Raw genomic sequence first — 23,181 nt, forward strand, 5'->3', positions numbered from 1 at the left:
AAAAAGTCTTAGCTTTGTTTAGATAGCTACATTTTTAATGAAGTCCAAAATACTAAAATATATGCTGCCAATATTAGTTTTATTAACTATAATTGGAGGCATTTACTATTTAAAATTATCAAATAGGCACAAGGCTATTGTTAAAACACAACTCTACCACAAACTTGGTTTGGTAGATGATACGTGGAATGTGAAAATAAATCCTAACTCTATTTCGCTAACAACACCTACATTAGTGATTGACAATATTTATAAGTCTATGGAAGGTCCAAAAGTAATGCGCTCTTTCCAGTTAGATCACACAAAAAGCGAGTTGGTCTGGTTGACTTCTTTTAAAACTCAAGCCTTTAGCACAAATGAAGTTGATCCACTTTCAAACGATTACGTATGCCATACTAATGTAGATTTTTATGATGGCGAACATTATTCAAGATGGCAGCTCGATAAAAGAATTGGCTTACACTACCCTAGACTAACTTCTATGAGTAATGGTATAGAATATTATGAGTTTCCTGAAGGATTTGGTTTTCCTGTCTTTACAAACGAGAATTTGTTTATTGCCACACAAGCCCTAAATCATAACATAAAAGGTGATGCATTTTCTATTAAACATCGTATAACTATAGACTATCTATCTCATAATAAAAATATGAGACCATTGATGAGTAAGACTATTTTTATAATGCTTCCTTTTGATTCTAACAATCCTTTTAGCGGACCAACAGAAGACAACCCAAACCTGTGTATACCTATTGAAACAAAGAACCATAGCTATAAAACTGATTCTGGCGAAAGCTTATCTGGTCATTGGGTGATCTTCCCAGGTAAAGAAACTTATAAATTTGATGTCACCTCACAATTACAGCTAAAAGATAGTACTACAATGCATCACATTGCAACACATTTACATCCTTTTTCTGAAACACTAGCCTTTAGAGACAAAACTATAGACTCAACATTATTTACGTCAAAAGCGGAAAATTTTACTGATAAGATAGGGCTTAAAAATGTATCCTATTTTTCCAGCTCTAAAGGCATTATGTTATATCCTGATCACAAATACGAATTAGAACTACACACAAATAACACAACATCTATTAACCAAGACATGATGGCTAGTATGTTTGTATTTTTATATGATAAGCAAATGGATGAAAAGATAAAAGCCTTTACTCCCGAAGAATGAGACTATCATTTTTTTTATCTTTCTTATTATTTTTAGCGTGCAATGGCACAACAAAAGAATTGCCAATTTTGAGTTATAAAATTGATAATAAAGGAGCTAAAGTTTACTATTCAATTTCATATAATGGATTTGTAAATCAGGACAATGAGGTATTTGATCATAATGCATTAGATAGCAAGGTGTATATTGCTAATTTCTTTTTTACGAAATGCCCTAGTATCTGTCCACCAATGCGAAACGAATTAATAAAAATAGCTGAGGCATTCTTAAATAAAGATGATTTCGTGTTAGTATCACACACTATTGATCCAAGTAATGATACGGTTTCAGTTTTAAATAATTATGCAAAAGCTACTAGCATTCCTAAATCAAAATGGCAATTTGTTCGTGCATCTGAAACGCAAACAATGCAACTAGCCAAACAATACATGACCAACTTTAAACTAAATAATTATGGCACTGATTTTTATCACAGTAGTTATGTTGCTTTGGTTGATAGAACACAGCAAATTAGAGGATTTTACAACGTATTAAATAAAGAAGAAGTAAAACGATTGAAAAAAGATATCTTTATTTTAATCGACTAGCTAGATTTTTTATTGTTAACTATTAATAAGATTATGGCATAGCAAATGGCTACTACTTTTAGCAACATACCAATGGTTAAAATTAAACTACCATAAGGCCAATGTTGTATCTTAAATAATGCACCTATTATAGTAAAGATAAACCCAATTAATAAAATAATTATTGCGGGTATGTAACGCTTCATTAAAATAAACTTTTTATAATCTGCTTATCGGTGATACCTTCAGCTTCAGCTTTGTAGTTTTTAATAATTCTATGGCGTAACACGCCTTGAGCAACAGCTTGAACATTCTCAATATCTGGTGAAAATTTTCCATTAATTGCAGCATGAGTTTTAGCCGCTAAGATCAAGTTTTGAGAGGCTCTTGGGCCTGCTCCCCAATCAATGAACTCTTTGACTAAATCTGTAGCTGTTGAAGCTTTTGGTCTTGTTTTGGCAACCATACTTACAGCATATTCTATAACATTATCTGCCACAGGAATACGTCGAATTACATTTTGAAAATTAATAATTTCTTCAGCAGTAAATAGCGCATTCACAGTAGCTTGCACATCGGTAGTTGTAGCTTTAACCACTTGCACTTCTTCATCAAATGAAGGATATTCTAAGTTGATAGCAAACATAAAGCGGTCTAATTGAGCTTCTGGTAAAGGGTAAGTTCCTTCTTGTTCAATTGGGTTTTGAGTAGCCAATACAAAATAGGGTAAACTTAACTTATAGTGATGACCAGCAACAGTAACTGCACGTTCTTGCATTGCTTCTAATAAAGCTGCTTGTGTTTTGGGTGGTGTTCTATTGATCTCATCTGCTAGAATAATATTTGCAAAAATAGGTCCCTTCAGAAATTTAAACTGTCTATTCTCGTCCAAAATTTCACTTCCTAATATATCACTAGGCATGAGATCTGGTGTAAATTGAATACGCTTAAAATCTAAACCCAAAGCTTGCGCTATAGTATTGACCATTAACGTTTTTGCCAAACCAGGAACTCCAATGAGTAATGAGTGACCTCCAGAAAAAACAGAAATTAAAATTTGATTTACAACCTCATCTTGACCAACAATAACTTTAGCAACTTCGGTTTTTAAGGCTAGATATTTCTTTACAAATTGTTTTATAGCAGCTACATCAGACATATTATTGTTTTTCTTTTTTTAACCAGTTACTAGAAAACTCACAATCTCTGTAATCGCCATTAACTTTTATGTAGGTGTCGTTAATTTTTTCATCTTGCCATTTAGCAATCTCTCTAATTTGCTTGTCTTGAAGTGCGAGGTTTTTAATCTTTAAATAATCTTTAGCGAAATCTGCCTCGTGCTCATCAGTTCTATCGGTAACCGTTATGATCTTATATTTTATATCATTAATTCTATCTTGATCCAGCAACACCAAACTTATCTCATTATCTTTTAGGTCTTGAATTTGCCCATATAGCTCTGGATCCATTTTAGTAAGCTCAAAGCTGTAGTCTTGAGTATACGGATTGATCAATTGTCCTCCATTATTTTTAGTTTCCTTTTCATCACTAAACTCTTTAGCTGCTTCGGCAAAGGTTAAGTCACCAGCAACGATACGCTCTCTTACTTTATTTATTTTCTCTTTGGCAGCATTCTTTGCTTCTTCGGTAACTTTTGGTCGCAATAAAATATGTCTGATCTCATATTCTTGACCTCTAATTTTTTCTAAAAGAATGATATGATACCCAAAATCGGTTTCAAAGGGATCTGAAATCTCTCCTTCCTGCAACGAAAATGCGACATCTCTAAATTCTTTAACCATTCGAGGGCGCTTTTTATTTAAAACATACTTACCACCATCTTTACGTGAAGGAATATCATCTGAATAAAATACGGCTTTTGTGGTGAAACTTGCTCCGTTTTCAATTACATCTGCTTTAAACTCTTTAAGTTTATTAATCACCCGTTGCTTTTCGGCTTCAGATATTTCAGGAATCACAACAATTTGAGCTACTTTTAACTCAGTACCAAACTCTGGTCGTTCATCTTTAGGTATGCTATTGAAATATTCTCTTACTTCTTCTGGTGTTACTTCTAACTCAGAAACTATTTTACGTTGCATTTCAGCAGCTAATCTTGCATTTTTATTTATTTCAAACATCTCTTCCCTTAGGCTAGCTTCACTATCTTTATTGTAAAACTCTAAGAGTTCGGTCATTGTTCCTCCCTTGGTTTCTAGAAAAGTGCTAATTTGTTGTTCTATAGAAGATCGTATTTCCAGTTCATTAATATTTATACTGTCTTGAATGGCGTGGTGAGCATATAATTTATCTTCTAACAATTTACCAAACAATTGACAGCGAGTAATGTCTTTTGTAGATACTCCTCTGGCTTGCAACTGAATAAATTCTTTATCAATATCAGAGTCTAGTACTACAAAGTCACCAACTACAGCAGTAACACCATCTACTTTAAGTCGGTCATTATCATTTAAGCTATCACTTTTAACTTTAGATTCTACTACTTCATCTTCTATAATTTCTTGAGCACTGAGTGCATTTACACAGAAAAGTGTAATTATAATTAATGCAAATCGCATATTATTTATAAATTTCAAATTGTTTATTTTTAATCGCATCTTTTGTAATATCCTTTTCTAACTTCTTGATAAGTTCTAATTTTCTTTTATTTATTACAATTTGTTTAATTGTGGGTCTAACATACTCTAGAGGTGCAATATTGTTTTGATAAAGCACGTCTTTTACATGCATCAAATATAGGTCTAATGAATCTTTGAGCTGTATAAAATTAGATTTTTTTAACAGTTCTTTTTTGTTTTCTGAATTGACTACTGGAATTTTGCTCGAAATCTGTGAAACCTTTACCCAAATGGAATCATTAAGCGCATAAGACTTAAATTGTACTGAGATAGAATCTAAATATGTTTTATCATCATCATCAAAACGTTTGAAACGTTTCATTATCTCATCTTTATTGATGGCGTTATCTAAAATACTGATGTAGCGAAATCTTACCAGTTCTTCATTAAGCTTGAAGGTTTCTTTATTAGCTTCATATACCTTTTCTGCTTCTTCATTAATGATAACTGTATCTATGCTTTTATTTACTAATGCCTCAAGATATGCTTTGGTGTAGAGGTCTTTCTTATATTGATCTACCAGTTTATTGAAGTCTTCTTGTTTTTCTTCAGATAGGTTTCGCTCTGCGCCATCGATGAGTAATAATTGTGTAGCCCATCGTGTTATAAACGCATCAACTACAAAGGTACTGTCATCTTTTGATGTGCCCTCAACAACTAGGTCTTTTACATCTTCTTGATACAAATAAGATTCATTAACTCTTGCAATAGGAATCCTATCATCTGATTTTTTAAAAAAATCACATGAGTAAAAGCAAAATAAAATAAATACTAATATGCGATATTTATAAAACAATTAATTTAATATTTGAGATTTGACCTTCTTAAGAACTTCGGTATTTATTTTTACATCATAGCGTTCATTAAGGGTAGTAATCCATTGGTTTTCAATTTGGTTTTGATAGTCACTAATAACTTTACCTTTAGATTCTTCTAAAGTTTTCAAACGTTCAGGTATAATTTTATTAACCTTTATTGCGTGATAGGCTTCATTATGAACATAGACTCCTGAAACACCTTCCTTTAATTCAAAATCTTTTGGTAACGCTTGATGATCTGTTTCTAAAACACCCTTGGTTGAGATGATATTCTGAGCGCCATCAGTATTCAATTTAGATTCGATATCTTCAACAGATGCTCCTTTTTGCAAAGCATCATAAGCTTTTTTAGCATTTTTCTTACTAGCCGAAGACATAATAATAACATCTACCCTATCTTTCCAGACATAGTTGTCTTTATTCGCTTCATAAAATTGTATTAAACCCAAAGAATCTTTTGATGCTGCATTCCAAATTTGATTTTCCATAAGGTCAAACAATAATAAACCATCTCTATATTCTTTAAGTACATGAGCAAACTCTTGGTTTTCAAATTCAAGATTGTCTTTTTGATATTGAATAAGTTTAGTTTCTAAAAACGAATCGTATTCTTTCTGTATAAGTGCTTTTGCATCTAACTTCTTATTGATATAATTTCGTTGACTTGAAAATAAATGCTTAGCAAACTCTTGATATGTAATAGTTTGGTTTTCAATCTTTAGAAATGTTTGCTCTTTGTCAAGGTCTTGAGGCAAAGCCCATGACCTTTTGAAAAAATTGTCGTTTATCAAGCTTTCAAAATAAGATAGTGCTTCTTTATTATTGGTTAATATGTATTTTGCCTTTAGCTGTTTTGCTAATACAGAGTTGATCAATTTTGAACGTGAATCCCTTTTCACTTTGTTCTCAAACAAAGCTTTCACTTCAACGTATGGCTGCATTTCTTTTTTCTGTATAAATTTGATGATATGCCAACCGTAATCTGTTTTGAAGGGTTTAGATATCTCATTTTTTTCGTTTAAACTAAAAGCGACATCTTCAAACTCTTGTGAACTGAGCTGCCCACCGGTAAACGAAGATAATCTTCCGCCTTTGCTAGAAGAGCTTTTATCATCTGAAAACTGCTTGGCTAACGATTCAAAATTTTCTCCTTGTTGTAACTTTTTATAGATTTCATTGATTCGTGTCTCTGGATTAAGTGCAGTGTCATTTTGTTTGTTAGATATCATAATATGAGAAACCGTTACTTCGCCAAGAGAAGGACGTCTGTCAAGCACTTTCACTATATGAAACCCAAAACGCGTTCGAAATGGCATTGAAACCTCACCAACAGTGGTATTGTATGCTGCGTTCTCAAAAGGATATACCATTTTAAAAGCTGAAAAATACCCTAAATCCTCAGCATAAATGGTTTTCCCATCATGAACTTCTTTTTGTACTGCTTCAAACCCTTGCTTCTTAATTTGCTCTCGCAACTTAAGAAGTCTGTTGTAAACTTCTGTAGTATCTTTTTCATTGACATCAAGTCTGATTAAAATGTGTGACGCTTTTATATCTTCAGTTGAACGATCATAAGCTTCTTTGACTAAAGCTTCTGTCACCTTATTATCAGACATGAAGTTTTTGGTAAGCTGAGATTTGTAATTTGAAAACTCTCTGACATATTTAGGTGCCTTATCAAGCTCTAAACGTTTAGCTTCTTTGACTTTGAGTTGGTAATTGACAAAAAGTTTTAGGTAGGCATCAATATCTTTCTGAGATTCATCTTTAACAAGGTCTAAATTTTTATTATAAACTCTTATGAATTCTGATGCCAAAACTGGTTCTTCATCTACAGTGAATAAAACATCTTTTTCATCCACTTGTGCAAATAGACTGACAGACAAACAAAGAAAAACAGTACTTATAATTTGTTTCATTTTTTTATTCTTAAAAATTAAAATGATTACATATGATTTGAGCAAAAATAATACAATTAAGATATTAAACAAGCTGCTTTTTCTAAACGTTAACAGGGTGGTTTTAGTATTTAACTATTTGGTTGATATTATAATGAGTTTTTACGCTTCAATAAAAGTTTTCAACATAAAATAGTATTGTTAATTCTATAGCTTAACAAAAATCAATTCTGTATATTGATTTATAGCTTAAACAGTTACTAAAATTATAGAATCCAGATTACAATAAACCGAATTTATATACCTGTTAACTAAAATGAGAAGCAAAGTGCTCTATCGTTATTTTGTTTTAAAAAAAAGACTTTATATTTAGTCCAGCAAAAAATAAATCCCTAAAAATGCTTTATACTAACGAAATAATAGTAGAAGTCCCCATTGATGTGTTTATTAATAAAATGAATAACATCGAAAACATGAAACACTGGCAACGCGGTTTACAATCAACAGAGCATATTTCTGGCGTTCCAGGTGAGCTTGGATCAAAAATAAAACTCACCTACAAATTTGGAAAGCGTCAAATGGAAATCATTGAGACCATTACACATCAAAATTTTCCTCATGAATTTCATGCCACCTACAACACTAAAGGTATGACTAACATACAAGAGAACGCCTTTACAACTACTAATGATGGTTACACCAAATGGGTTTCTAAAAGCGAGTTTATACCTTTGAGCTTTATGATGAGAGCTATGCTCTTTTTTATGCCCAATGCCTTTAAAAAGCAATCCTTAAAATACATGCAAGATTTCAAAAAATTTGCTGAAACTGGAAGTTCAGTTGCTCATGCGTAAACTAAAACTCATTTGGGATTTTCGTGGCCCTGTGGCACTAAAAACTGCTGAACACCATAACATTCATTTAAAAGAGTATATTGCTATTAATAAGCTCAACATTACGATTACTGGTTTTAGCGCTTTGAGTGATATGCATGCCATTGCATTTATGGTTGTTGACGAAAAAGACATGAAACCCATAAGAGATACGTTAAAGCCTCATCGCGGACAACTGTATGAAGATTAAATACGATAAAACATAACTAAATGAACATCACAAAGAAAATCACGACTATTACCTCATGCGCTATACTACTTTTTTGTAGTTGTGAAACTGAAAAAAAAGAACAGACCATTACATCAACCTACGTTAAAGAATCTCATTCTTATGCTCAACCTAACGCATCAGTAATCAAGCATTTAAGTTTAGATATTGATGTTGATTTTGATACTGAAACCATTAGTGGAAAAGCCACATATAACATTGATAACAATAGTGCTAATGAATTAATACTAGATACTAAGTTTTTAGAAATCGATTCGGTTAAAGCTAACGGAAAAACAACACAATTTTCATTAGGAGATTTTGATAAGCAATTGGGAAGTCCTTTAAAAATAGTGATCAAAGAAAATACTAAAACCGTAACCGTATATTATAATACTACAGACAAAACTGAAGCACTTCAATGGTTAAACCCACAACAAACATTAGATAAAACCCATCCGTTTTTATTTACCCAAGGTCAAGCAATTTTAACACGAACATGGATTCCTATTCAAGATAGTCCACAGATACGCATTACCTATGATGCTAAGGTAAAAGTTCCTAAAGAACTCATGGCAGTTATGAGTGCCGAAAACCCAAAAGAAAAAACTGCAGATGGTAATTATACATTTACGATGAAACAGCCTATCTCTCCTTATTTAATGGCTTTAGCTGTTGGAGACATTGCTTATAAAGCGGTTAGTGAACGTACAGGAGTTTATGCCGAAAAATCAATGCTTGATAAGGCTCATGCTGAATTTTCCGATATGGAAAATATGGTAGCTGCTGCTGAGAACCTTTATGGCGATTACGATTGGGAACAATTTGATGTTATTGTATTACCACCAAGTTTTCCGTTTGGAGGTATGGAAAACCCTAGGCTTACTTTCGCAACACCAACAATTATTGCAGGAGATAAGAGCCTAACTTCATTAATTGCACATGAATTAGCACATTCTTGGTCAGGCAATTTAGTAACCAATGCCACCTGGAACGATTTTTGGCTAAACGAAGGATTTACAGTTTATTTTGAAATACGAATCATGGAAGCGCTTTACGGAAAAGAGAGAGCCAATATGATCGCTTTGATTAGCAGACAAGATCTAGAAGAAGAAATTGAAAGTTTTGAAGACAATCCTGAAGCTACACATTTAAAACTTGATCTTAAAGGAAAAAACCCAGATGACGGCATGAACAGTATTGCTTATGACAAAGGCTATTTGTTCTTACGCACCTTAGAAGAAACTGTTGGTCGTTCTACATTTGATGTCTTCCTAAAAGATTATTTTAAAACCCATGCCTTTTCAACAATAACAACCGAACAATTCATCACATACTTAAACAAAAATCTATTAGAACCCAACAATATTAAATTCAATACTGAAGATTGGATATACCAACCTAGGATACCAAGTAACCAAGCCATCATCACTTCTGATAAGTTTGAGAATACCGAAAACGCATTACAGGAATTTCTAAGTAATGATACTATTAATGTTTCATTAACAGAAGGCTGGACGACACTTGAATGGGTGCACTTCATTAGGAATTTCCCTGAAACCATAACTACTAAAGATCTAGCACGACTAGACAATGCTTTCAATTTGACAAATACTACTAATTCGCATATAGCTATGGTATGGTTTGAACAAACCATCAATCATGATTATCATGGTAATCATGTAGACCAAAAGATTGAAGAATTCTTGATTCGAGTAGGTAGGCGTTGGTATGTTTCGACATTGTTCAGAGCTTTCAAAAACAATGATAAGATTAAAGAAGCTTTAGAAATTTACAAAAAAGCACGACCTAACTACCATTCTGTTACAGCAAATACAATAGATGATCTATTAAACTATAAAAGTATCGAATAGAACTAAAAACTAGACTATGACCAAAAATATCGCATTGCTTTTCGTTTTAGTTATTGCTTCACTTTTATTTTTCAATTGTAATAACAAAAGCCACCTACTAACAAATGATGACATCGAGTCTATTAAAAAAACAAGAAAAAATTTTGAATTTGCCTGGTTAGAAAACAACACTATTGGAGTTATTGAAACCTTAACAGAAGATGCTATTCTTATGCCGCATCATGGAGATCAGCCTATTATTGGAGCCACAGCAATAGAAGCATTTTGGTTTCCAAAGAATTCAGCGCCTTCAAAAGTTACAGTGTTTACATCAACCATAGACGACATTAATGGGTCTGGAAATTTGGCTTATATTCATGGAAGGTTCAAATTAGCTTTTGAATATGAACAAAAGACCTATTCAAACGAAGGGAATTATTTGAATGTCTTGGTTAAAGATCAAGGGGTTTGGAAATTGTCTAAACTCATTTGGAATGATCCAACACCTAATGTTCAATGAAATAAGTATCAACCAATGATAATTCTAGAAACTGATAGATTAGAGCTTAGAACATTAAATTACAATGACGTCACGCTTCTATATCCTATTTTAAGTGATGAGAAGACCATGGCTTTCTATCCGTCAACTTATAACATTGAAAAAGTAACAAGATGGATCAACAAAAGTATTAATAGCTACAGAACAAATGGATTTGGCCTTTGGGCTGTAATTTTAAAAGAAACAAATACATTCATTGGTCAATGTGGTATTAGCTTACAAGATATAAATGGTAATATCGTTCCAGAAATTGGTTATCAAATCGATAAACACTATTGGAATAAAGGTTATGCTGCTGAAGCTGCTTTTGGTTGTTTGAAATACGGATTTCAAACACTTAAATTAGACGAATTATTCATCCATACCTACATAAAAAATAAACCTTCTCAACGAGTTGCCGAAAAAATTGGAATGTCAAAAAACTTTGTATATGAAAAGCAGTTAAAAACTTTTGATGTTATTTGGGAGCATGTGGTATATTCTATCAAAAACAACTAATTATCATTTTTGCTTCCATCTCATAAAACCACACCAGAAACTTCTTTAATTTTTTGCTTTTCACTAATTTAGTCAATTAGTAACTAAACTACATTTCATTTTGAAAACTATTATAAATACTTCAAAAGCACCGGCACCTATTGGGCCTTACAACCAAGCTGTTCTAAGCGGAAACACCTTATACACTTCAGGGCAAATTGCCATAAACGTTGATACTGGTGAATTGGTTCTAGATTCTATTAAAGCTGAAACCAAGCAAGTAATGGAAAATTTAAAAGTAGTGCTTGAAGCTGCAGAAATGCACTTTGAGCATGTAGTTAAAACTTCCATATTTATAAGTGACATGCACCATTTTTCTGAAATTAATGACATTTACGCTCAATATTTTGATACTGTTTCTGCTCCAGCTCGTGAAACCGTAGAGGTTGCTAATTTACCAAAATTTGTGAATGTAGAGATTAGTATGATTGCCGTAAAATAAATTTATCTTGGCCAATACTATAAAGCTATCAAAAAAAGACCTTAAAGAGTTTCTAAACGAAAAGGTTGATCAATACAATCATCCAAGGTTTATTGAAACTGATCCGATTCAAATCCCACATCAGTTCAGCTCAAAAGAAGATATTGAGATCGCTGGTTTTTTAACCGCAACCATTGCTTGGGGAAATCGTAAAAGTATTATCAATAATGCCCGAAAAATGATGCAGTTGCTTGAGCAATCACCTTACGATTTTGTGTGCAATCATAAAGCGTCAGATCTAGACCAACTCAACGCTTTTGTTCATCGCACGTTCAACGGACAAGATTTTATTCAGTTCATTAAAAGCTTACAACATCTCTATAAAAATCATAATGGCTTAGAAGCTGTATTTTCTAATTACGTAAAAGATGAATCACTGCAATTTGCTATTCATAAATTTAAGACACTTTTTTTTGAAATAGACCATCTACCACGAACCAAAAAGCATGTAAGTGATCCCTTAAAGAATTCAGCAGCAAAACGCATCAATATGTTTTTAAGGTGGATGGTACGTCAAGATCAAAATGGTGTAGATTTTGGTATATGGAAACAAATAGACTCATCATATTTATCCTGTCCCTTAGATGTACATTCAGGAAATGTAGCTCGAAAACTTGGTTTGTTGAAACGAAAGCAAAACGATGCTAAAGCACTCAATGAGTTGGACGTTCAACTTCGAATTTTAGACTCTAAAGACCCTGCAAAATATGATTTTGCTTTATTTGGTCTTGGTGTTTTTGAAGGCTTCTAAATACAAAGGCTGCTTGAAAATAATCAAGCAGCCTTTGTATTTATTTATCTTATGTTTCTTAAGAATCTGACTTTAATTTTAACCATGCCTTTCTTGTCGCGATTTGCGATGCGGTAGCATTTTCATTTTCACTAATGGTTTTTATAGCTGTAAATGTTGGAGTTAATTCTTTTTTCAAGATAACTTCTTTGCCATTTCTATCAAGCACAACCTCAACTTCTTGTCCTGGTTTCCATTGGTACATTTGTCCTAAAATGGCTCTAGCATTTTGCATACTTACATCAGTACCATTCACGCGCTTAACGATGTCGTTAGCTTTAACACCATTTTCATTCCAAAAGCTGTTCTCTTTTACACTTTCTGAGAAAAATAATGTTTCTTTTTCAGGATCTGCTGCAAAGATAAAACCAGAACCACTTTGAATATAACCAGTCTCAACACTTTCTTCTTTAAAGATCAATCCTACTTTATCTAAAAATACACTATAGTCAATAGGTGTACTGCCAATTACATGTGTATTCAAGAAACCTCCAATAGAAGGATAAGTCATTCCAACAATTTCATCTATAATAGATTCATCATCAAAAGGTTTATGCTTCCCATATTTATTAGAAAGTTCTTTCATTAAGCTAAGCATACTACGATTACCATTACTTTCTTCTCTGAGTAAAATATCTATACACATCCCAATTAACGCTCCTTTTTGATACACATTAGCGTAGTTAGGCTTGTAAGGGTCTTCAAGAATATTTTCACTCATTTCCGTAAAGCTCATGTTATCATCATAGTATAATGAACGTCTTATTTGTGTATTGATTTCGTTATAATATTCTTCTGGCGTAACTAGACCTTCGTATACTTGAAAATGCTGTGCAAAATATTCAGTTACGCCTTCATACATCCATAAATGCTTTGAAAATGTTGGATCATTGTAATCAAAATAATGCACATCTTCAGAATGAACAGATAAAGGTGTCACAATATGAAAGAACTCATGCGCAACTACATCTGTTACTGATTTTGCTAAAGACTCTGCTGATGCTGATTCACTTAAAACTACAACAGTAGATGTGTGATGCTCTAAAGCTCCGAAACCTTTAGGAGAGCCTTGGCTTCCATCAGATAAATACAGATATACATCATATCTTGGTGTACTATTGATGTCTCCCAAATACCTTTTTTGAGCTTCCATCATTTTATAGACTGTTTCTTTTAAACTCGACGCAGAATAAACCTTATTAGGAGAATAAACACTTAATACGATCTTAATATCTCCAACCATGAATTCCTCAACATCTAACTTACCATACATCATTGGGTTATCAGTAACATCAAAATAGCGTGGTGCAAAATAACTTGTTGTAATCTTAGTTCCATCATCACTAGATTTGATTGCTGTATTCTCTAATGCAGATGTACGCTCAAAGTTTGCTGGTGAAGTGACATCGATTGCATATTGAGCATTTTTAAGCGAGTCAAAATACCCAATAAATCCATGAAGATTCAACACATAATTATCTGGAGAAATATTTGTTCCTCCAGGAGAAAAAGGCACATCTTCTCCTATTCCGCCTTTAACTTCAAGGTCAAATGTATCATTGACGTAATATTCTATTTTATCTAAACGACTAGCATTTAAGATTTGCCAAGTATTATCATCTAGCTTTGTAGATGTTATTTCATTCCCATCATAATCTAGAGCTTTAAAAGCTTCGATATATTTTCCGAAGTCATTTACAGCATAACTACCTTGAATAATTCTTGGTAATCTGTACACAATTGTGTCTTGTGTAAAACGTCCTGGATTAATCGTAACTGGAGCTTTATCATCAACAACTTGTGTGAGATCTATTGAAGTTTTAATAGGATTACTGTTTGCTAGATCGCTAGTTCCGTTTTTTTGTGAGCCACATGCAAAAAGCAAAGTACTTAAAGCTACAGCAGATAAAATATGTTTCATTTTTTAATGTTTATTTTTCATAGACGCACAAAACTACAATCCGTTACATTTAATTTAGTAAAGGTTTTGTTAAAATAGATGTCGTATTTTAGCATTATGTCTAAACCTTTAATTAGCATTCTTACACCATTTAAGAATACATCTAGCTATTTATACGAATGCATTAACTCAATTATAGCGCAAACCTATAAACACTGGGAGTTACTAATTATTGATGATCACTCAACCGATAGTAGTTATACTATTGTTGAAGACTTCGCCAAGAGTGATCATCGCATAAAACTATTCAAAAACTCTGGAGACGGAATTATTGATGCACTCGCGTTGGCTTTTTCTAAAAGTACTGGAACCTTTATCACTAGAATGGATAGTGATGATAAAATGCATCCCGAAAAATTACAGATCATGCTCAATGATTTGCAATCTCACGGTAAAGGACATATTGCTTTAGGTTTAGTAAAATATTTTAGTACTAATGGTATTGGTGATGGTTATGCAAAATATGAATCTTGGTTGAATAACTTGACCATTCGAGGAACTAATTATTCTGAAATCTATAAAGAATGTGTCATTCCTTCACCATGTTGGATGCTACATCGAGACGACTTAATTGCTTGTGATGGATTTGATCTAAATCGATATCCTGAAGATTACGACCTCACCTTTCGTCTATATAAAAACAACATTAAATGTATTGCTAGTAACCGACTTCTACATTATTGGAGAGACTATAGCACTCGTGCTTCAAGAACTCATCCCAACTATGCTGAAAATCATTTTTTACAACTAAAGCTAGATTATTTTCTAGAACTAGATAGAGACCAATCAAGACCATTGACTATTTGGGGAGCAGGACATAAAGGAAAAACTGTTGCTAAACTTTTAAAAGAAAAACAAGTGGATTTCATTTGGATTTGTGATAATCCGAAAAAAATTGGGAAACACATCTATGCTATTGAACTGTTCAATTTTGAACACTTGAATACATTGAAACAGCCTCAAAGCATCATTACTGTGGCAAATAGCAAAGAACAAAAAATCATAACATCATATTTTGAAAAGATTGAAATGAAATCTATGGTTGATTATTTTTTCTTTTGCTGATTTTTTACCCTTAAAGCCTTCTTAAGAAGCATTAGATTTAATGAAACTTTAATTAACTTTGTAAGATGCGCTTCAAAGTAAAATCTGAATTCAAACCAACAGGAGATCAACCACAAGCCATTCAACAATTAGTTGAAGGTATTAATACTAATGAAAAGTACCAAACACTACTTGGTGTAACAGGTTCTGGCAAGACCTTTACGGTAGCTAATGTCATTCAAGAAGTACAACGGCCAACTTTAGTATTGGCACATAACAAAACACTTGCAGCACAACTCTATTCAGAATTCAAACAATTTTTTCCTGAAAATGCTGTAGAATATTTTGTGTCTTATTACGATTATTATCAGCCCGAAGCCTATATTCCAGTATCTGGAGTGTATATTGAAAAAGATTTGTCTATCAACGAAGAAATCGAGAAGATGCGTTTGAGTACTACCTCTTCTCTACTATCTGGTCGTCGTGATGTCATTGTTGTCGCTTCCGTATCATGTTTGTATGGCATTGGTAATCCTGTAGAATTTCAGAAGAATGTGATTTCTCTTGAAGTAGATCAAGAAATCTCTAGAACTGACTTGTTACATCGACTTGTACAGAGTTTGTATTCAAGGACAGAAGCCGATTTTAATCATGGTAACTTCAGAATAAAAGGTGATACTGTTGATGTATTCCCTAGTTATGCAGATGATGCTTTTCGTATTCACTTTTTTGGTGACGAAATTGAAGACATTGAACAATTTAACATACAAACCAATGCGGTTATTGAACATTACGATCGTTTAAACATATATCCAGCCAATATGTTTGTGACCTCTCCAGATATTTTACAAGGCGCAATTAAAGAAATTCAAGACGATCTAGTAAAACAGCATGACTATTTCAAAGACATAGGTAAACATTTGGAAGCAAAACGTTTAAAAGAACGTACAGAGTTTGACCTAGAGATGATTCGAGAATTGGGTTATTGTTCTGGTATTGAAAACTACTCTAGATATTTAGATGGTCGTCAACCTGGCACTAGACCATTTTGCCTTCTTGATTATTTTCCAGACGATTATTTAATGGTTGTTGATGAAAGTCATGTCACCATTTCTCAAGTTCACGCTATGTATGGAGGTGATAGAAGCCGAAAGGAGAATTTAGTAGAATATGGTTTTAGGCTTCCAGCAGCAATGGATAATAGACCTTTAAAATTTGAAGAGTTTGAAGCTTTACAAAACCAAGTGATTTACGTTAGTGCAACTCCAGCCGATTACGAACTCCAAAAATCGGATGGAGTATACGTAGAACAAGTAATACGTCCTACAGGACTTTTAGACCCAATTATAGATGTACGACCAAGTTTGAATCAAATTGATAATTTAATTGAAGAAATACAACAACGAGTTGAAAAAGATGAACGTACGTTAGTCACTACACTTACAAAACGCATGGCTGAAGAGCTCACTAAATACTTAGACCGCATTCAGATACGCTGTCGTTACATTCATAGTGATGTTGACACTCTTGAACGCGTTGAGATCATGCAAGATTTACGGAAAGGCCTATTTGATGTCTTGGTAGGTGTTAATCTACTACGAGAAGGACTTGATCTGCCTGAAGTATCACTTGTGGCAATATTAGATGCAGATAAAGAAGGATTTTTACGCTCAAATAGATCACTCACACAAACCGTAGGTAGAGCAGCCAGACACTTGAATGGACGTGCAATAATGTATGCTGATAAGATCACAAATAGTATGCAAAAGACCATTGATGAAACCAATTATAGACGTGAAAAACAAATTAACTATAACACCAAACACAATATCACTCCAAAGGCCTTGAATAAAAGTTTGGATAATGCTTTGTCTAAAAACTCAGTTAGCACATACAGTTACGAGTTAGAAGCAGCTAAAGCTGCAGAACCTGAAAGTGAATACTTGACCAAAAACCAGCTAGAGAAAAAGATTCGTGAAAAACGTAAACTTATGGAACAAGCAGCAAAAGCCTTAGATTTTATAATCGCTGCTCAATTTCGGGATGAAATAAAAGGTTATCAAAAAAAGTTAGAAAAGCTAAAGCAGAGTATATGAAAATATCTGAAGGCCCAATAATTATTGAACATAGCTTCGATCAATCTAAAGAACGACTATGGAAAGCTATTACTGAGCTTAATGAGATGAAGCAATGGTTCTTTAATAATATTCCAGCTTTTAAAGCAGAAGTTGGTTTTGAAACAACCTTTACTGTAATCTCAGAAGACAGGGTGTTTACGCATGAGTGGAAAATTATGGAAGTGATTCCTTTACACAAAATTTGCTATAATTGGAAATACTCTAACTATAAAGGAGACGCTATCGTAAGCTTTGAATTATTTGAAGATTCTAATAAAACAAAATTAATCTTAACCACAAATGTTATTGAAGATTTTTCAGACACTATCCCAGAATTTAAAAGGGAAAGCTGTATCGCTGGATGGAACTACTTTATAAAAGATAGTTTAGTGAATTATTTCAAATCAAATTAATTATACTGTATTTTAAAAATATCAATTAAAAAATCTGGTGGAACTACTTTATTTGGAAAGCTTTCCATCAAGTCCAATACACGATTGATAGATTCATGACTCAAACCCATCCTTAAACCAAAATTATGAAGCTTAACCAATTCTTTATTAGATATATCTTTTCCTAAATTCATTAATAAAACTAATCTGTGAAACTGTACGATACGTTCACTATGAGACTTAAGGTGAACGTATGTTACTGGATGCTCAATGAGATAATCAAAATCTGCCTGAGAAATATCTAATTGCTTAGCTACTCCAGAAAGAAATTTATATTCAATGGACTTTATATTTTCATTTGTCTGCGCGAAAGCTATCATCTCTGAAAGCAAACTCAATTTTTCAATGCGATTTATCATTGTGAGGGATCATTATTTAATATTTTAAAGTTAATAAGTTTACTTTGGCAATAATCCTTGATAAATTGTAGCTTATCGAAAAATAAATTACCATTCATCGGTATTTTCCTACTTTAATATATTTTTATTTGATAACAAACTCATTTTCAATCTATTATACAAAATATGCATTTCATCGAAAATCGTATCGACGAAAATCATTATCGATGAAATGCATCTATTAAATTCCTAAAAATTTTATGTACATTCGTTTAATTCAATTCGATTTATGAAAACGCTTATCATCAGCATTACCATATTACTATTTGGTGTTTTTCTTGTTTGCGCTCAAAGCACTGCATCAAAACAGGTGTCAACATTTGTTATAGAAGCACCTCAAATAAAAACGCATAAAATGATTTGGGTTTATTTACCAAAGTCTTATAGTATATCTAAAAAAAACTATCCTGTAATATATATGTTTGATGCGCAAAACCTTTTTGATGATGAAACATCGTATATTGGTGAATGGAAAATTGATGAGTATCTAGATACTCTAAAAACAAAAGAAGCCATAATAATAGGTATCGAGCATGGTAACGAAAAACGTTTTGAAGAATTAACACCTTATAAAAATGAAAAATACAGTAGCGGAAAAGGTGATGATTTTTTAAACTTTATAATGCATACATTAAAACCTCATGTAGACACTATTTACAGAACAAAAGCTGACGCAAGTCACACATCAGTTATAGGTGCTTCACTAGGAGGTCTTATGGCATTTTATGCAACATTAAAATATCCTGAGGTATTTGGGTCTTCAGGTGTTTTCTCTGCCTCGTTTTGGATCAATCCTGAAATATATGATGCCATACAATCAAATACAACATTATCAAATGACGATTCAAAGTTCTTTTTCTTGATAGGCTCTGAAGAAGGTGATGAAATGGTCCATGGGCAAGAACAAATCATACAATTACTAAAAGAAAAAGGCATTAATGAAGAGCGAATAAAAAACAAAGTTGTACCAGGAGGAACGCATAATGAAACACTCTGGAGCACTAATTTTCCAGAAGTGTTTAATTGGTTGATTCCAAATTAATATAAAAGATTAATTATGACAAATAATGATATATTTAAAAAATTAAGAGTAGCACATAAACTTCGCGATGATGATATTGTCAAAATTTTAGAACTAGTAGACTTTAGAATTTCTAAAAGTGAGCTTGGCGCTTTCTTTAGACGTGAAGATCATCCAAAATATATGGAGTGTGGCGATCAAATTTTAAGAAATTTTCTTAATGGATTAATCATTCATTTGCGTGGTCCTATGTCAAAACCTCAAAAAAAGTAGCCTTAAATTATCATAATCGTAAAAATGAACTCAAATTATGCATGCTTAAAAATTGTATGCTAACTTGCGTGCCTTCAATTCTATGTTATGTTTGAATCAACACCTGTAAAAAAAGTCATACCAAATATCACCGAGGCTCAAATAAAAGCACTCAATAAAAAGTATAAGACACTTTCTGCAACAGAACGCATCAAACAATTATACAAAGATTTTGATGTGGCTGATGTTATGCTAACAAGTTCATTTGCAGCTACGTCGGCTTTTCTACTAAAATTATTTTCAGATATAAATAAAAAGCAAGAAGTTTTTTTTATTGATACTGGCTACCACTTTGAAGATACGCTTCAGTATAAAGAAGAGCTTACCAAACGTTATGGCCTAAACGTTTCTTCAATTAGTGCTATCGAAGAAGAGCATAAGTTTACCACTGAAGATGAAACATGGAAAAAGAACCCTGATTTTTGCTGTTCTATTAATAAAGTAAGACCTTTAGATATCATAAAGAACAAATACAAAGTATGGGTTTCTGGTCTCATGGAATGGCAGAGTGACCATCGCGCAACGTTAGATATTTTTGAACTTAGAGGAGAGATTTTAAAATTCTATCCACTGTTAGATATCACAAAAGAAAAGCGTGATGCCTATATTAAAGCGCACGATTTACCGTTTCATCCACTAGTAGCAAAAGGCTACAACTCGATAGGGTGTAAACACTGTACTGTTCCAGGTGAAGACCGCAATGGTCGTTGGAACAATAATCCCAAAACAGAATGTGGACTACATTTATAAAAAAAGCACTCTATTGAGTGCTTTTTTTATACTTATGCTATCATAAGTTAAGCCAAAACAGCTTGAACTTTATCAGCAGCTTCTTGGAATTCAGTTGCACTTAACACATCTAATCCAGAATTATCAATTAGCTCTTTTGCAATATCTGCATTTGTTCCTTGTAAACGTACAATAATTGGAACGTTAATATTACCCATATTTTTATAAGCATCTATAACACCTTGTGCTACACGATCACAACGAACAATACCTCCAAAGATATTGATCAAAATAGCTTTTACAGCTGGATCTTTTAAAATAATTTGAAAAGCAGCCTCAACACGCGCAGCATCTGCAGTACCTCCAACATCTAAAAAGTTGGCTGGTTCTCCTCCTGCTTGCTTAATCAAATCCATAGTTGCCATAGCTAGTCCTGCCCCATTAACCATACAACCTACGTTTCCATCAAGATCAACATAATTCAAACCTTTCTCTCCTGCTTCAACTTCAATTGGATTTTCTTCACGGAGATCACGCAATTCAGCTAGATCTTTATGTCTAAATAAAGCATTATCGTCTAAAGATACTTTTGCATCTACAGCCATAATTTTATCATCACTTGTTTTCAAAACTGGATTGATCTCAAATAATGAAGAATCAGACTTAACGTAAGCGGTATATAATGCATTTACAAACTTGGTCATGTCTTTAAATGCAGCTCCAGATAAGCCCAGGTTAAATGCTATACGTCTAGCTTGGAAAGGCATCAAACCAACAGCTGGATCGATGTCTTCAGTAAAAATTAAGTGAGGCGTTTCTTCTGCAACTGTTTCAATATCCATACCACCTTCTGTAGAATACATGATCATATTACGACCATTAGAACGGTTTAGCAATACAGATATGTAATATTCTTCTGGTTCAGAATCACCTGGATAATACACATCCTCAGCCACTAATACTTGATGTACACGTTTACCTTCTGCTGAAGTTTGAGGTGTTACCAAATCCATTCCAATAATTTGATCTGCTAAAGTTTTAACTTCATCTAAATTTTTAGCCAACTTAACACCTCCGCCTTTTCCACGTCCACCTGCATGAACTTGTGCTTTGATAACATGCCAACCTGTACCAGTTTCTTCAGTTAATTTTTTAGCAGCTTCAACAGCTTGATCAGCATTTTGAGCAACGATCCCTCGTTGAATACGCACACCAAAACTACTTAATAATTCTTTTCCTTGATATTCGTGTAAATTCATTTGATTCTGAAATTTTTAATTCGTCATTGACAACTATTTTCGAAGTCATTTTTTACGACCACAAAAGTAAACATACTTAAGGTTTTTACCAATATATTTTTAATTGGATTATAGTCTTATGTTATTTATCTGTTAATCTCATGTCTTATATAAGCATATACTAAAAAATACTTTTTAGTTTTACCTTTTATTTAAATTAAAAATTATGGAACAAAACACCTTATTACAGATTGCTAAGGACTTTGGAAGTCCTGTTTATGTTTACGATGCTGATAAAATTGAATCGCAGTATAAACGTTTAACATCTGCATTTAGTAAGGTCAAACAGTTGAAGTTGAATTATGCTGTTAAGGCATTATCAAACATATCAGTACTAAAATTATTCAATCAATTAGGTTCTGGATTAGATACTGTTTCTATTCAGGAAGTGCAGCTCGGACTTAAAGCTGGCTTTTTACCAGAACAAATAATATTTACGCCTAATGGCGTGTCTTTAGATGAGATAGAAAAAGCTGCTGAGTTGGGTGTTCAAATCAATATTGATAACCTTTCAATATTAGAGCAATTTGGCACCAAACACCCAAAAACTCCTGTATGTATACGAATCAATCCTCATGTTATGGCTGGAGGCAATACAAATATCTCTGTAGGACATATCGATAGTAAATTTGGTATTTCTATCCATCAAATTCCGCACTTGCTAAGAATTGTTGAAAATACAAATATGAATATTAATGGAATTCATATGCATACAGGTAGTGATATTCTAGATATAGATGTCTTTTTATATGCTAGTGAAATATTATTTGAAACTGCCAAGAATTTTAAAGACTTAGATTTTATAGACTTTGGTTCTGGGTTTAAAGTCCCTTATAAAACTGGTGATATTGAAACCAATATTGAAGAATTAGGCGAAAAGCTATCAGAACGTTTTAATGAGTTTTGTAAGGATTATGGCAAACCATTAACATTAGCCTTTGAACCTGGAAAATTTCTAGTTAGCGAATCTGGATATTTTTTGACTAAGGTAAATGTGGTCAAGCAAACCACTTCAACTGTTTTTGCTCAAATAGACTCTGGTTTTAATCATTTGATTCGTCCTATGCTTTATGGGTCTCAACACGAAATAATTAATATATCTAACCCTAATGGTCGTGAACGTTTTTATTCGGTAGTTGGTTACATATGTGAAACAGACACTTTTGCTAACAATAGGCGCATAAAGGAAATAAGTGAGGATGATGTTTTATGTTTTAGAAATGCTGGCGCTTATTGTTTTACAATGGCTAGTAATTATAATTCTCGTTACCGTCCTGCAGAAGTGCTTTGGTATAATCAAAAGGCGAATTTGATTAGAAAACGAGAAACATTTGATGATATCTTAAACAATCAAATTGAGTTAAACTTGAATCTTAATTAAATAAAAAAATATCAATCAATTTTTAAAATTCTTGCGTTTTT

Annotated in this window: 23 protein-coding genes; 16 read left to right on the plus strand and 7 right to left on the minus strand. The window is 32.8% G+C overall.

Annotated features, from left to right (window positions below; all coding sequences use genetic code 11):
* Positions 1–37 precede the first annotated feature (37 nt).
* Positions 38–1,186, plus strand: a complete 1,149-nt coding sequence (locus Q0876_RS07860) for a hypothetical protein (protein ID WP_299225918.1) — start codon at positions 38–40, stop codon at positions 1,184–1,186.
* Positions 1,183–1,773, plus strand: coding sequence for an SCO family protein (locus Q0876_RS07865; RefSeq protein ID WP_299225921.1), 591 nt, complete (start codon positions 1,183–1,185; stop codon positions 1,771–1,773). The genes Q0876_RS07860 and Q0876_RS07865 overlap by 4 nt, the downstream gene beginning before the upstream one ends.
* Before the next feature lie 184 nt (positions 1,774–1,957).
* Here the strand turns inward: Q0876_RS07865 and Q0876_RS07870 are convergent, their stop codons facing one another.
* The 4 genes from Q0876_RS07870 to Q0876_RS07885 are packed head-to-tail and all read right to left on the minus strand — an operon-like array spanning position 1,958 to position 7,128.
* Complete coding sequence (locus Q0876_RS07870; RefSeq protein WP_299225923.1) at positions 1,958–2,911, minus strand: MoxR family ATPase; 954 nt, start codon at positions 2,909–2,911, stop codon at positions 1,958–1,960.
* A 1-nt stretch (position 2,912) separates the two neighbouring features.
* Positions 2,913–4,349 carry a peptidylprolyl isomerase gene (locus tag Q0876_RS07875; RefSeq protein ID WP_367276639.1) on the minus strand — a complete coding sequence of 479 codons (1,437 nt, stop codon included), beginning with the start codon at positions 4,347–4,349 and terminating at the stop codon, positions 2,913–2,915.
* A complete protein-coding gene (locus Q0876_RS07880) occupies positions 4,333–5,187 on the minus strand; it encodes a peptidyl-prolyl cis-trans isomerase (RefSeq protein WP_299225929.1) in 855 nt (284 codons plus the stop codon). The genes Q0876_RS07875 and Q0876_RS07880 overlap by 17 nt, the downstream gene beginning before the upstream one ends.
* Positions 5,188–7,128, minus strand: a complete 1,941-nt coding sequence (locus Q0876_RS07885; protein ID WP_299225932.1) for a peptidylprolyl isomerase — start codon at positions 7,126–7,128, stop codon at positions 5,188–5,190.
* A 377-nt stretch (positions 7,129–7,505) separates the two neighbouring features.
* Here Q0876_RS07885 and Q0876_RS07890 point away from each other — a divergent pair, with 377 nt between their 5' ends.
* From Q0876_RS07890 to Q0876_RS07920, 7 genes are all read left to right on the plus strand, one after another.
* Positions 7,506–7,961 (plus strand): SRPBCC family protein, encoded by a 456-nt coding sequence (locus tag Q0876_RS07890; protein ID WP_299225935.1) that lies wholly within the window; start codon positions 7,506–7,508, stop codon positions 7,959–7,961.
* The gene (locus tag Q0876_RS07895; RefSeq protein WP_299225938.1) at positions 7,954–8,190 is read left to right on the plus strand and encodes a hypothetical protein; all 237 of its coding nucleotides are present in this window, start codon (positions 7,954–7,956) and stop codon (positions 8,188–8,190) included. The genes Q0876_RS07890 and Q0876_RS07895 overlap by 8 nt, the downstream gene beginning before the upstream one ends.
* A gap of 20 nt (positions 8,191–8,210) precedes the next feature.
* Complete coding sequence (locus Q0876_RS07900; RefSeq protein ID WP_299225941.1) at positions 8,211–10,082, plus strand: M1 family metallopeptidase; 1,872 nt, start codon at positions 8,211–8,213, stop codon at positions 10,080–10,082.
* Between the two features lie 16 nt (positions 10,083–10,098).
* The gene (locus tag Q0876_RS07905; RefSeq protein ID WP_299225944.1) at positions 10,099–10,581 is read left to right on the plus strand and encodes a nuclear transport factor 2 family protein; all 483 of its coding nucleotides are present in this window, start codon (positions 10,099–10,101) and stop codon (positions 10,579–10,581) included.
* A gap of 15 nt (positions 10,582–10,596) precedes the next feature.
* Positions 10,597–11,118, plus strand: a complete 522-nt coding sequence (locus Q0876_RS07910; RefSeq protein ID WP_299225947.1) for a GNAT family N-acetyltransferase — start codon at positions 10,597–10,599, stop codon at positions 11,116–11,118.
* Between the two features lie 100 nt (positions 11,119–11,218).
* A complete protein-coding gene (locus Q0876_RS07915) occupies positions 11,219–11,599 on the plus strand; it encodes a Rid family detoxifying hydrolase (RefSeq protein WP_299225950.1) in 381 nt (126 codons plus the stop codon).
* A 7-nt stretch (positions 11,600–11,606) separates the two neighbouring features.
* Entirely contained in the window at positions 11,607–12,389 is a 783-nt protein-coding gene (locus Q0876_RS07920) for a TIGR02757 family protein (RefSeq protein ID WP_299225953.1), read from the plus strand.
* Between the two features lie 58 nt (positions 12,390–12,447).
* Here Q0876_RS07920 and Q0876_RS07925 read toward each other — a convergent pair whose 3' ends face one another.
* Positions 12,448–14,349, minus strand: a complete 1,902-nt coding sequence (locus Q0876_RS07925; protein WP_299225956.1) for a peptidase M61 — start codon at positions 14,347–14,349, stop codon at positions 12,448–12,450.
* Positions 14,350–14,445: 96 nt separating this feature from the next.
* On the opposite strand from Q0876_RS07925, the gene Q0876_RS07930 reads away from it, so the two are divergent.
* The 3 genes from Q0876_RS07930 to Q0876_RS07940 all read left to right on the plus strand — a co-directional run bounded on the left by Q0876_RS07930 (position 14,446) and on the right by Q0876_RS07940 (position 17,962).
* Positions 14,446–15,453: a glycosyltransferase family 2 protein gene (locus Q0876_RS07930; RefSeq protein ID WP_299225958.1), complete on the plus strand. Its 1,008-nt coding sequence runs from the start codon at positions 14,446–14,448 to the stop codon at positions 15,451–15,453.
* Positions 15,454–15,518: 65 nt separating this feature from the next.
* The gene (gene uvrB, locus Q0876_RS07935) at positions 15,519–17,528 is read left to right on the plus strand and encodes an excinuclease ABC subunit UvrB (protein WP_299225961.1); all 2,010 of its coding nucleotides are present in this window, start codon (positions 15,519–15,521) and stop codon (positions 17,526–17,528) included.
* Positions 17,525–17,962, plus strand: coding sequence for an SRPBCC domain-containing protein (locus Q0876_RS07940; RefSeq protein ID WP_299225965.1), 438 nt, complete (start codon positions 17,525–17,527; stop codon positions 17,960–17,962). Before uvrB ends, Q0876_RS07940 begins: the two co-directional genes overlap by 4 nt.
* Here Q0876_RS07940 and Q0876_RS07945 read toward each other — a convergent pair.
* Complete coding sequence (locus Q0876_RS07945; RefSeq protein WP_299225967.1) at positions 17,959–18,360, minus strand: TerB family tellurite resistance protein; 402 nt, start codon at positions 18,358–18,360, stop codon at positions 17,959–17,961. The two genes, Q0876_RS07940 and Q0876_RS07945, sit on opposite strands and share 4 nt — an antisense overlap.
* Positions 18,361–18,628: 268 nt before the next feature.
* Between Q0876_RS07945 and Q0876_RS07950 the strand changes: the two genes are divergently transcribed.
* The 3 genes from Q0876_RS07950 to Q0876_RS07960 all read left to right on the plus strand — a co-directional run bounded on the left by Q0876_RS07950 (position 18,629) and on the right by Q0876_RS07960 (position 20,482).
* Positions 18,629–19,441: an alpha/beta hydrolase-fold protein gene (locus Q0876_RS07950; protein ID WP_299225970.1), complete on the plus strand. Its 813-nt coding sequence runs from the start codon at positions 18,629–18,631 to the stop codon at positions 19,439–19,441.
* 15 nt (positions 19,442–19,456) lie between these two features.
* Positions 19,457–19,693, plus strand: coding sequence for a DUF1456 family protein (locus Q0876_RS07955; protein WP_299225973.1), 237 nt, complete (start codon positions 19,457–19,459; stop codon positions 19,691–19,693).
* Between the two features lie 87 nt (positions 19,694–19,780).
* Positions 19,781–20,482: a phosphoadenylyl-sulfate reductase gene (locus Q0876_RS07960; RefSeq protein WP_299225976.1), complete on the plus strand. Its 702-nt coding sequence runs from the start codon at positions 19,781–19,783 to the stop codon at positions 20,480–20,482.
* A gap of 47 nt (positions 20,483–20,529) precedes the next feature.
* Here the strand turns inward: Q0876_RS07960 and sucC are convergent, their stop codons facing one another.
* A complete protein-coding gene (sucC, locus tag Q0876_RS07965) occupies positions 20,530–21,720 on the minus strand; it encodes an ADP-forming succinate--CoA ligase subunit beta (RefSeq protein WP_299225979.1) in 1,191 nt (396 codons plus the stop codon).
* A 205-nt stretch (positions 21,721–21,925) separates the two neighbouring features.
* Between sucC and lysA the strand changes: the two genes are divergently transcribed.
* Positions 21,926–23,140: a diaminopimelate decarboxylase gene (gene lysA / locus Q0876_RS07970; protein WP_299225983.1), complete on the plus strand. Its 1,215-nt coding sequence runs from the start codon at positions 21,926–21,928 to the stop codon at positions 23,138–23,140.
* Positions 23,141–23,181 lie beyond the last annotated feature (41 nt).

The sequence above is a fragment of the uncultured Psychroserpens sp. genome (genome assembly GCF_947503375.1).
Lineage (GTDB): Bacteria > Bacteroidota > Bacteroidia > Flavobacteriales > Flavobacteriaceae > Psychroserpens.

What these genes read in the sequence shown, in the direction of transcription:
- Q0876_RS07860 (WP_299225918.1), top strand. Translation starts at nt 38, where the DNA reads ATGAAGTCCAAAATACTAAAATATATGCTGCCAATATTAGTTTTATTA.
- Q0876_RS07865 (WP_299225921.1), top strand. Translation starts at nt 1,183, where the DNA reads ATGAGACTATCATTTTTTTTATCTTTCTTATTATTTTTAGCGTGCAAT.
- Q0876_RS07870 (WP_299225923.1), bottom strand. Translation starts at nt 2,911, where the DNA reads ATGTCTGATGTAGCTGCTATAAAACAATTTGTAAAGAAATATCTAGCC.
- Q0876_RS07885 (WP_299225932.1), bottom strand. Translation starts at nt 7,128, where the DNA reads ATGAAACAAATTATAAGTACTGTTTTTCTTTGTTTGTCTGTCAGTCTA.
- Q0876_RS07890 (WP_299225935.1), top strand. Translation starts at nt 7,506, where the DNA reads ATGCTTTATACTAACGAAATAATAGTAGAAGTCCCCATTGATGTGTTT.
- Q0876_RS07895 (WP_299225938.1), top strand. Translation starts at nt 7,954, where the DNA reads ATGCGTAAACTAAAACTCATTTGGGATTTTCGTGGCCCTGTGGCACTA.
- Q0876_RS07900 (WP_299225941.1), top strand. Translation starts at nt 8,211, where the DNA reads ATGAACATCACAAAGAAAATCACGACTATTACCTCATGCGCTATACTA.
- Q0876_RS07905 (WP_299225944.1), top strand. Translation starts at nt 10,099, where the DNA reads ATGACCAAAAATATCGCATTGCTTTTCGTTTTAGTTATTGCTTCACTT.
- Q0876_RS07910 (WP_299225947.1), top strand. Translation starts at nt 10,597, where the DNA reads ATGATAATTCTAGAAACTGATAGATTAGAGCTTAGAACATTAAATTAC.
- Q0876_RS07925 (WP_299225956.1), bottom strand. Translation starts at nt 14,349, where the DNA reads ATGAAACATATTTTATCTGCTGTAGCTTTAAGTACTTTGCTTTTTGCA.
- Q0876_RS07930 (WP_299225958.1), top strand. Translation starts at nt 14,446, where the DNA reads ATGTCTAAACCTTTAATTAGCATTCTTACACCATTTAAGAATACATCT.
- uvrB (WP_299225961.1), top strand. Translation starts at nt 15,519, where the DNA reads ATGCGCTTCAAAGTAAAATCTGAATTCAAACCAACAGGAGATCAACCA.
- Q0876_RS07940 (WP_299225965.1), top strand. Translation starts at nt 17,525, where the DNA reads ATGAAAATATCTGAAGGCCCAATAATTATTGAACATAGCTTCGATCAA.
- Q0876_RS07945 (WP_299225967.1), bottom strand. Translation starts at nt 18,360, where the DNA reads ATGATAAATCGCATTGAAAAATTGAGTTTGCTTTCAGAGATGATAGCT.
- Q0876_RS07950 (WP_299225970.1), top strand. Translation starts at nt 18,629, where the DNA reads ATGAAAACGCTTATCATCAGCATTACCATATTACTATTTGGTGTTTTT.
- Q0876_RS07955 (WP_299225973.1), top strand. Translation starts at nt 19,457, where the DNA reads ATGACAAATAATGATATATTTAAAAAATTAAGAGTAGCACATAAACTT.
- Q0876_RS07960 (WP_299225976.1), top strand. Translation starts at nt 19,781, where the DNA reads ATGTTTGAATCAACACCTGTAAAAAAAGTCATACCAAATATCACCGAG.
- sucC (WP_299225979.1), bottom strand. Translation starts at nt 21,720, where the DNA reads ATGAATTTACACGAATATCAAGGAAAAGAATTATTAAGTAGTTTTGGT.
- lysA (WP_299225983.1), top strand. Translation starts at nt 21,926, where the DNA reads ATGGAACAAAACACCTTATTACAGATTGCTAAGGACTTTGGAAGTCCT.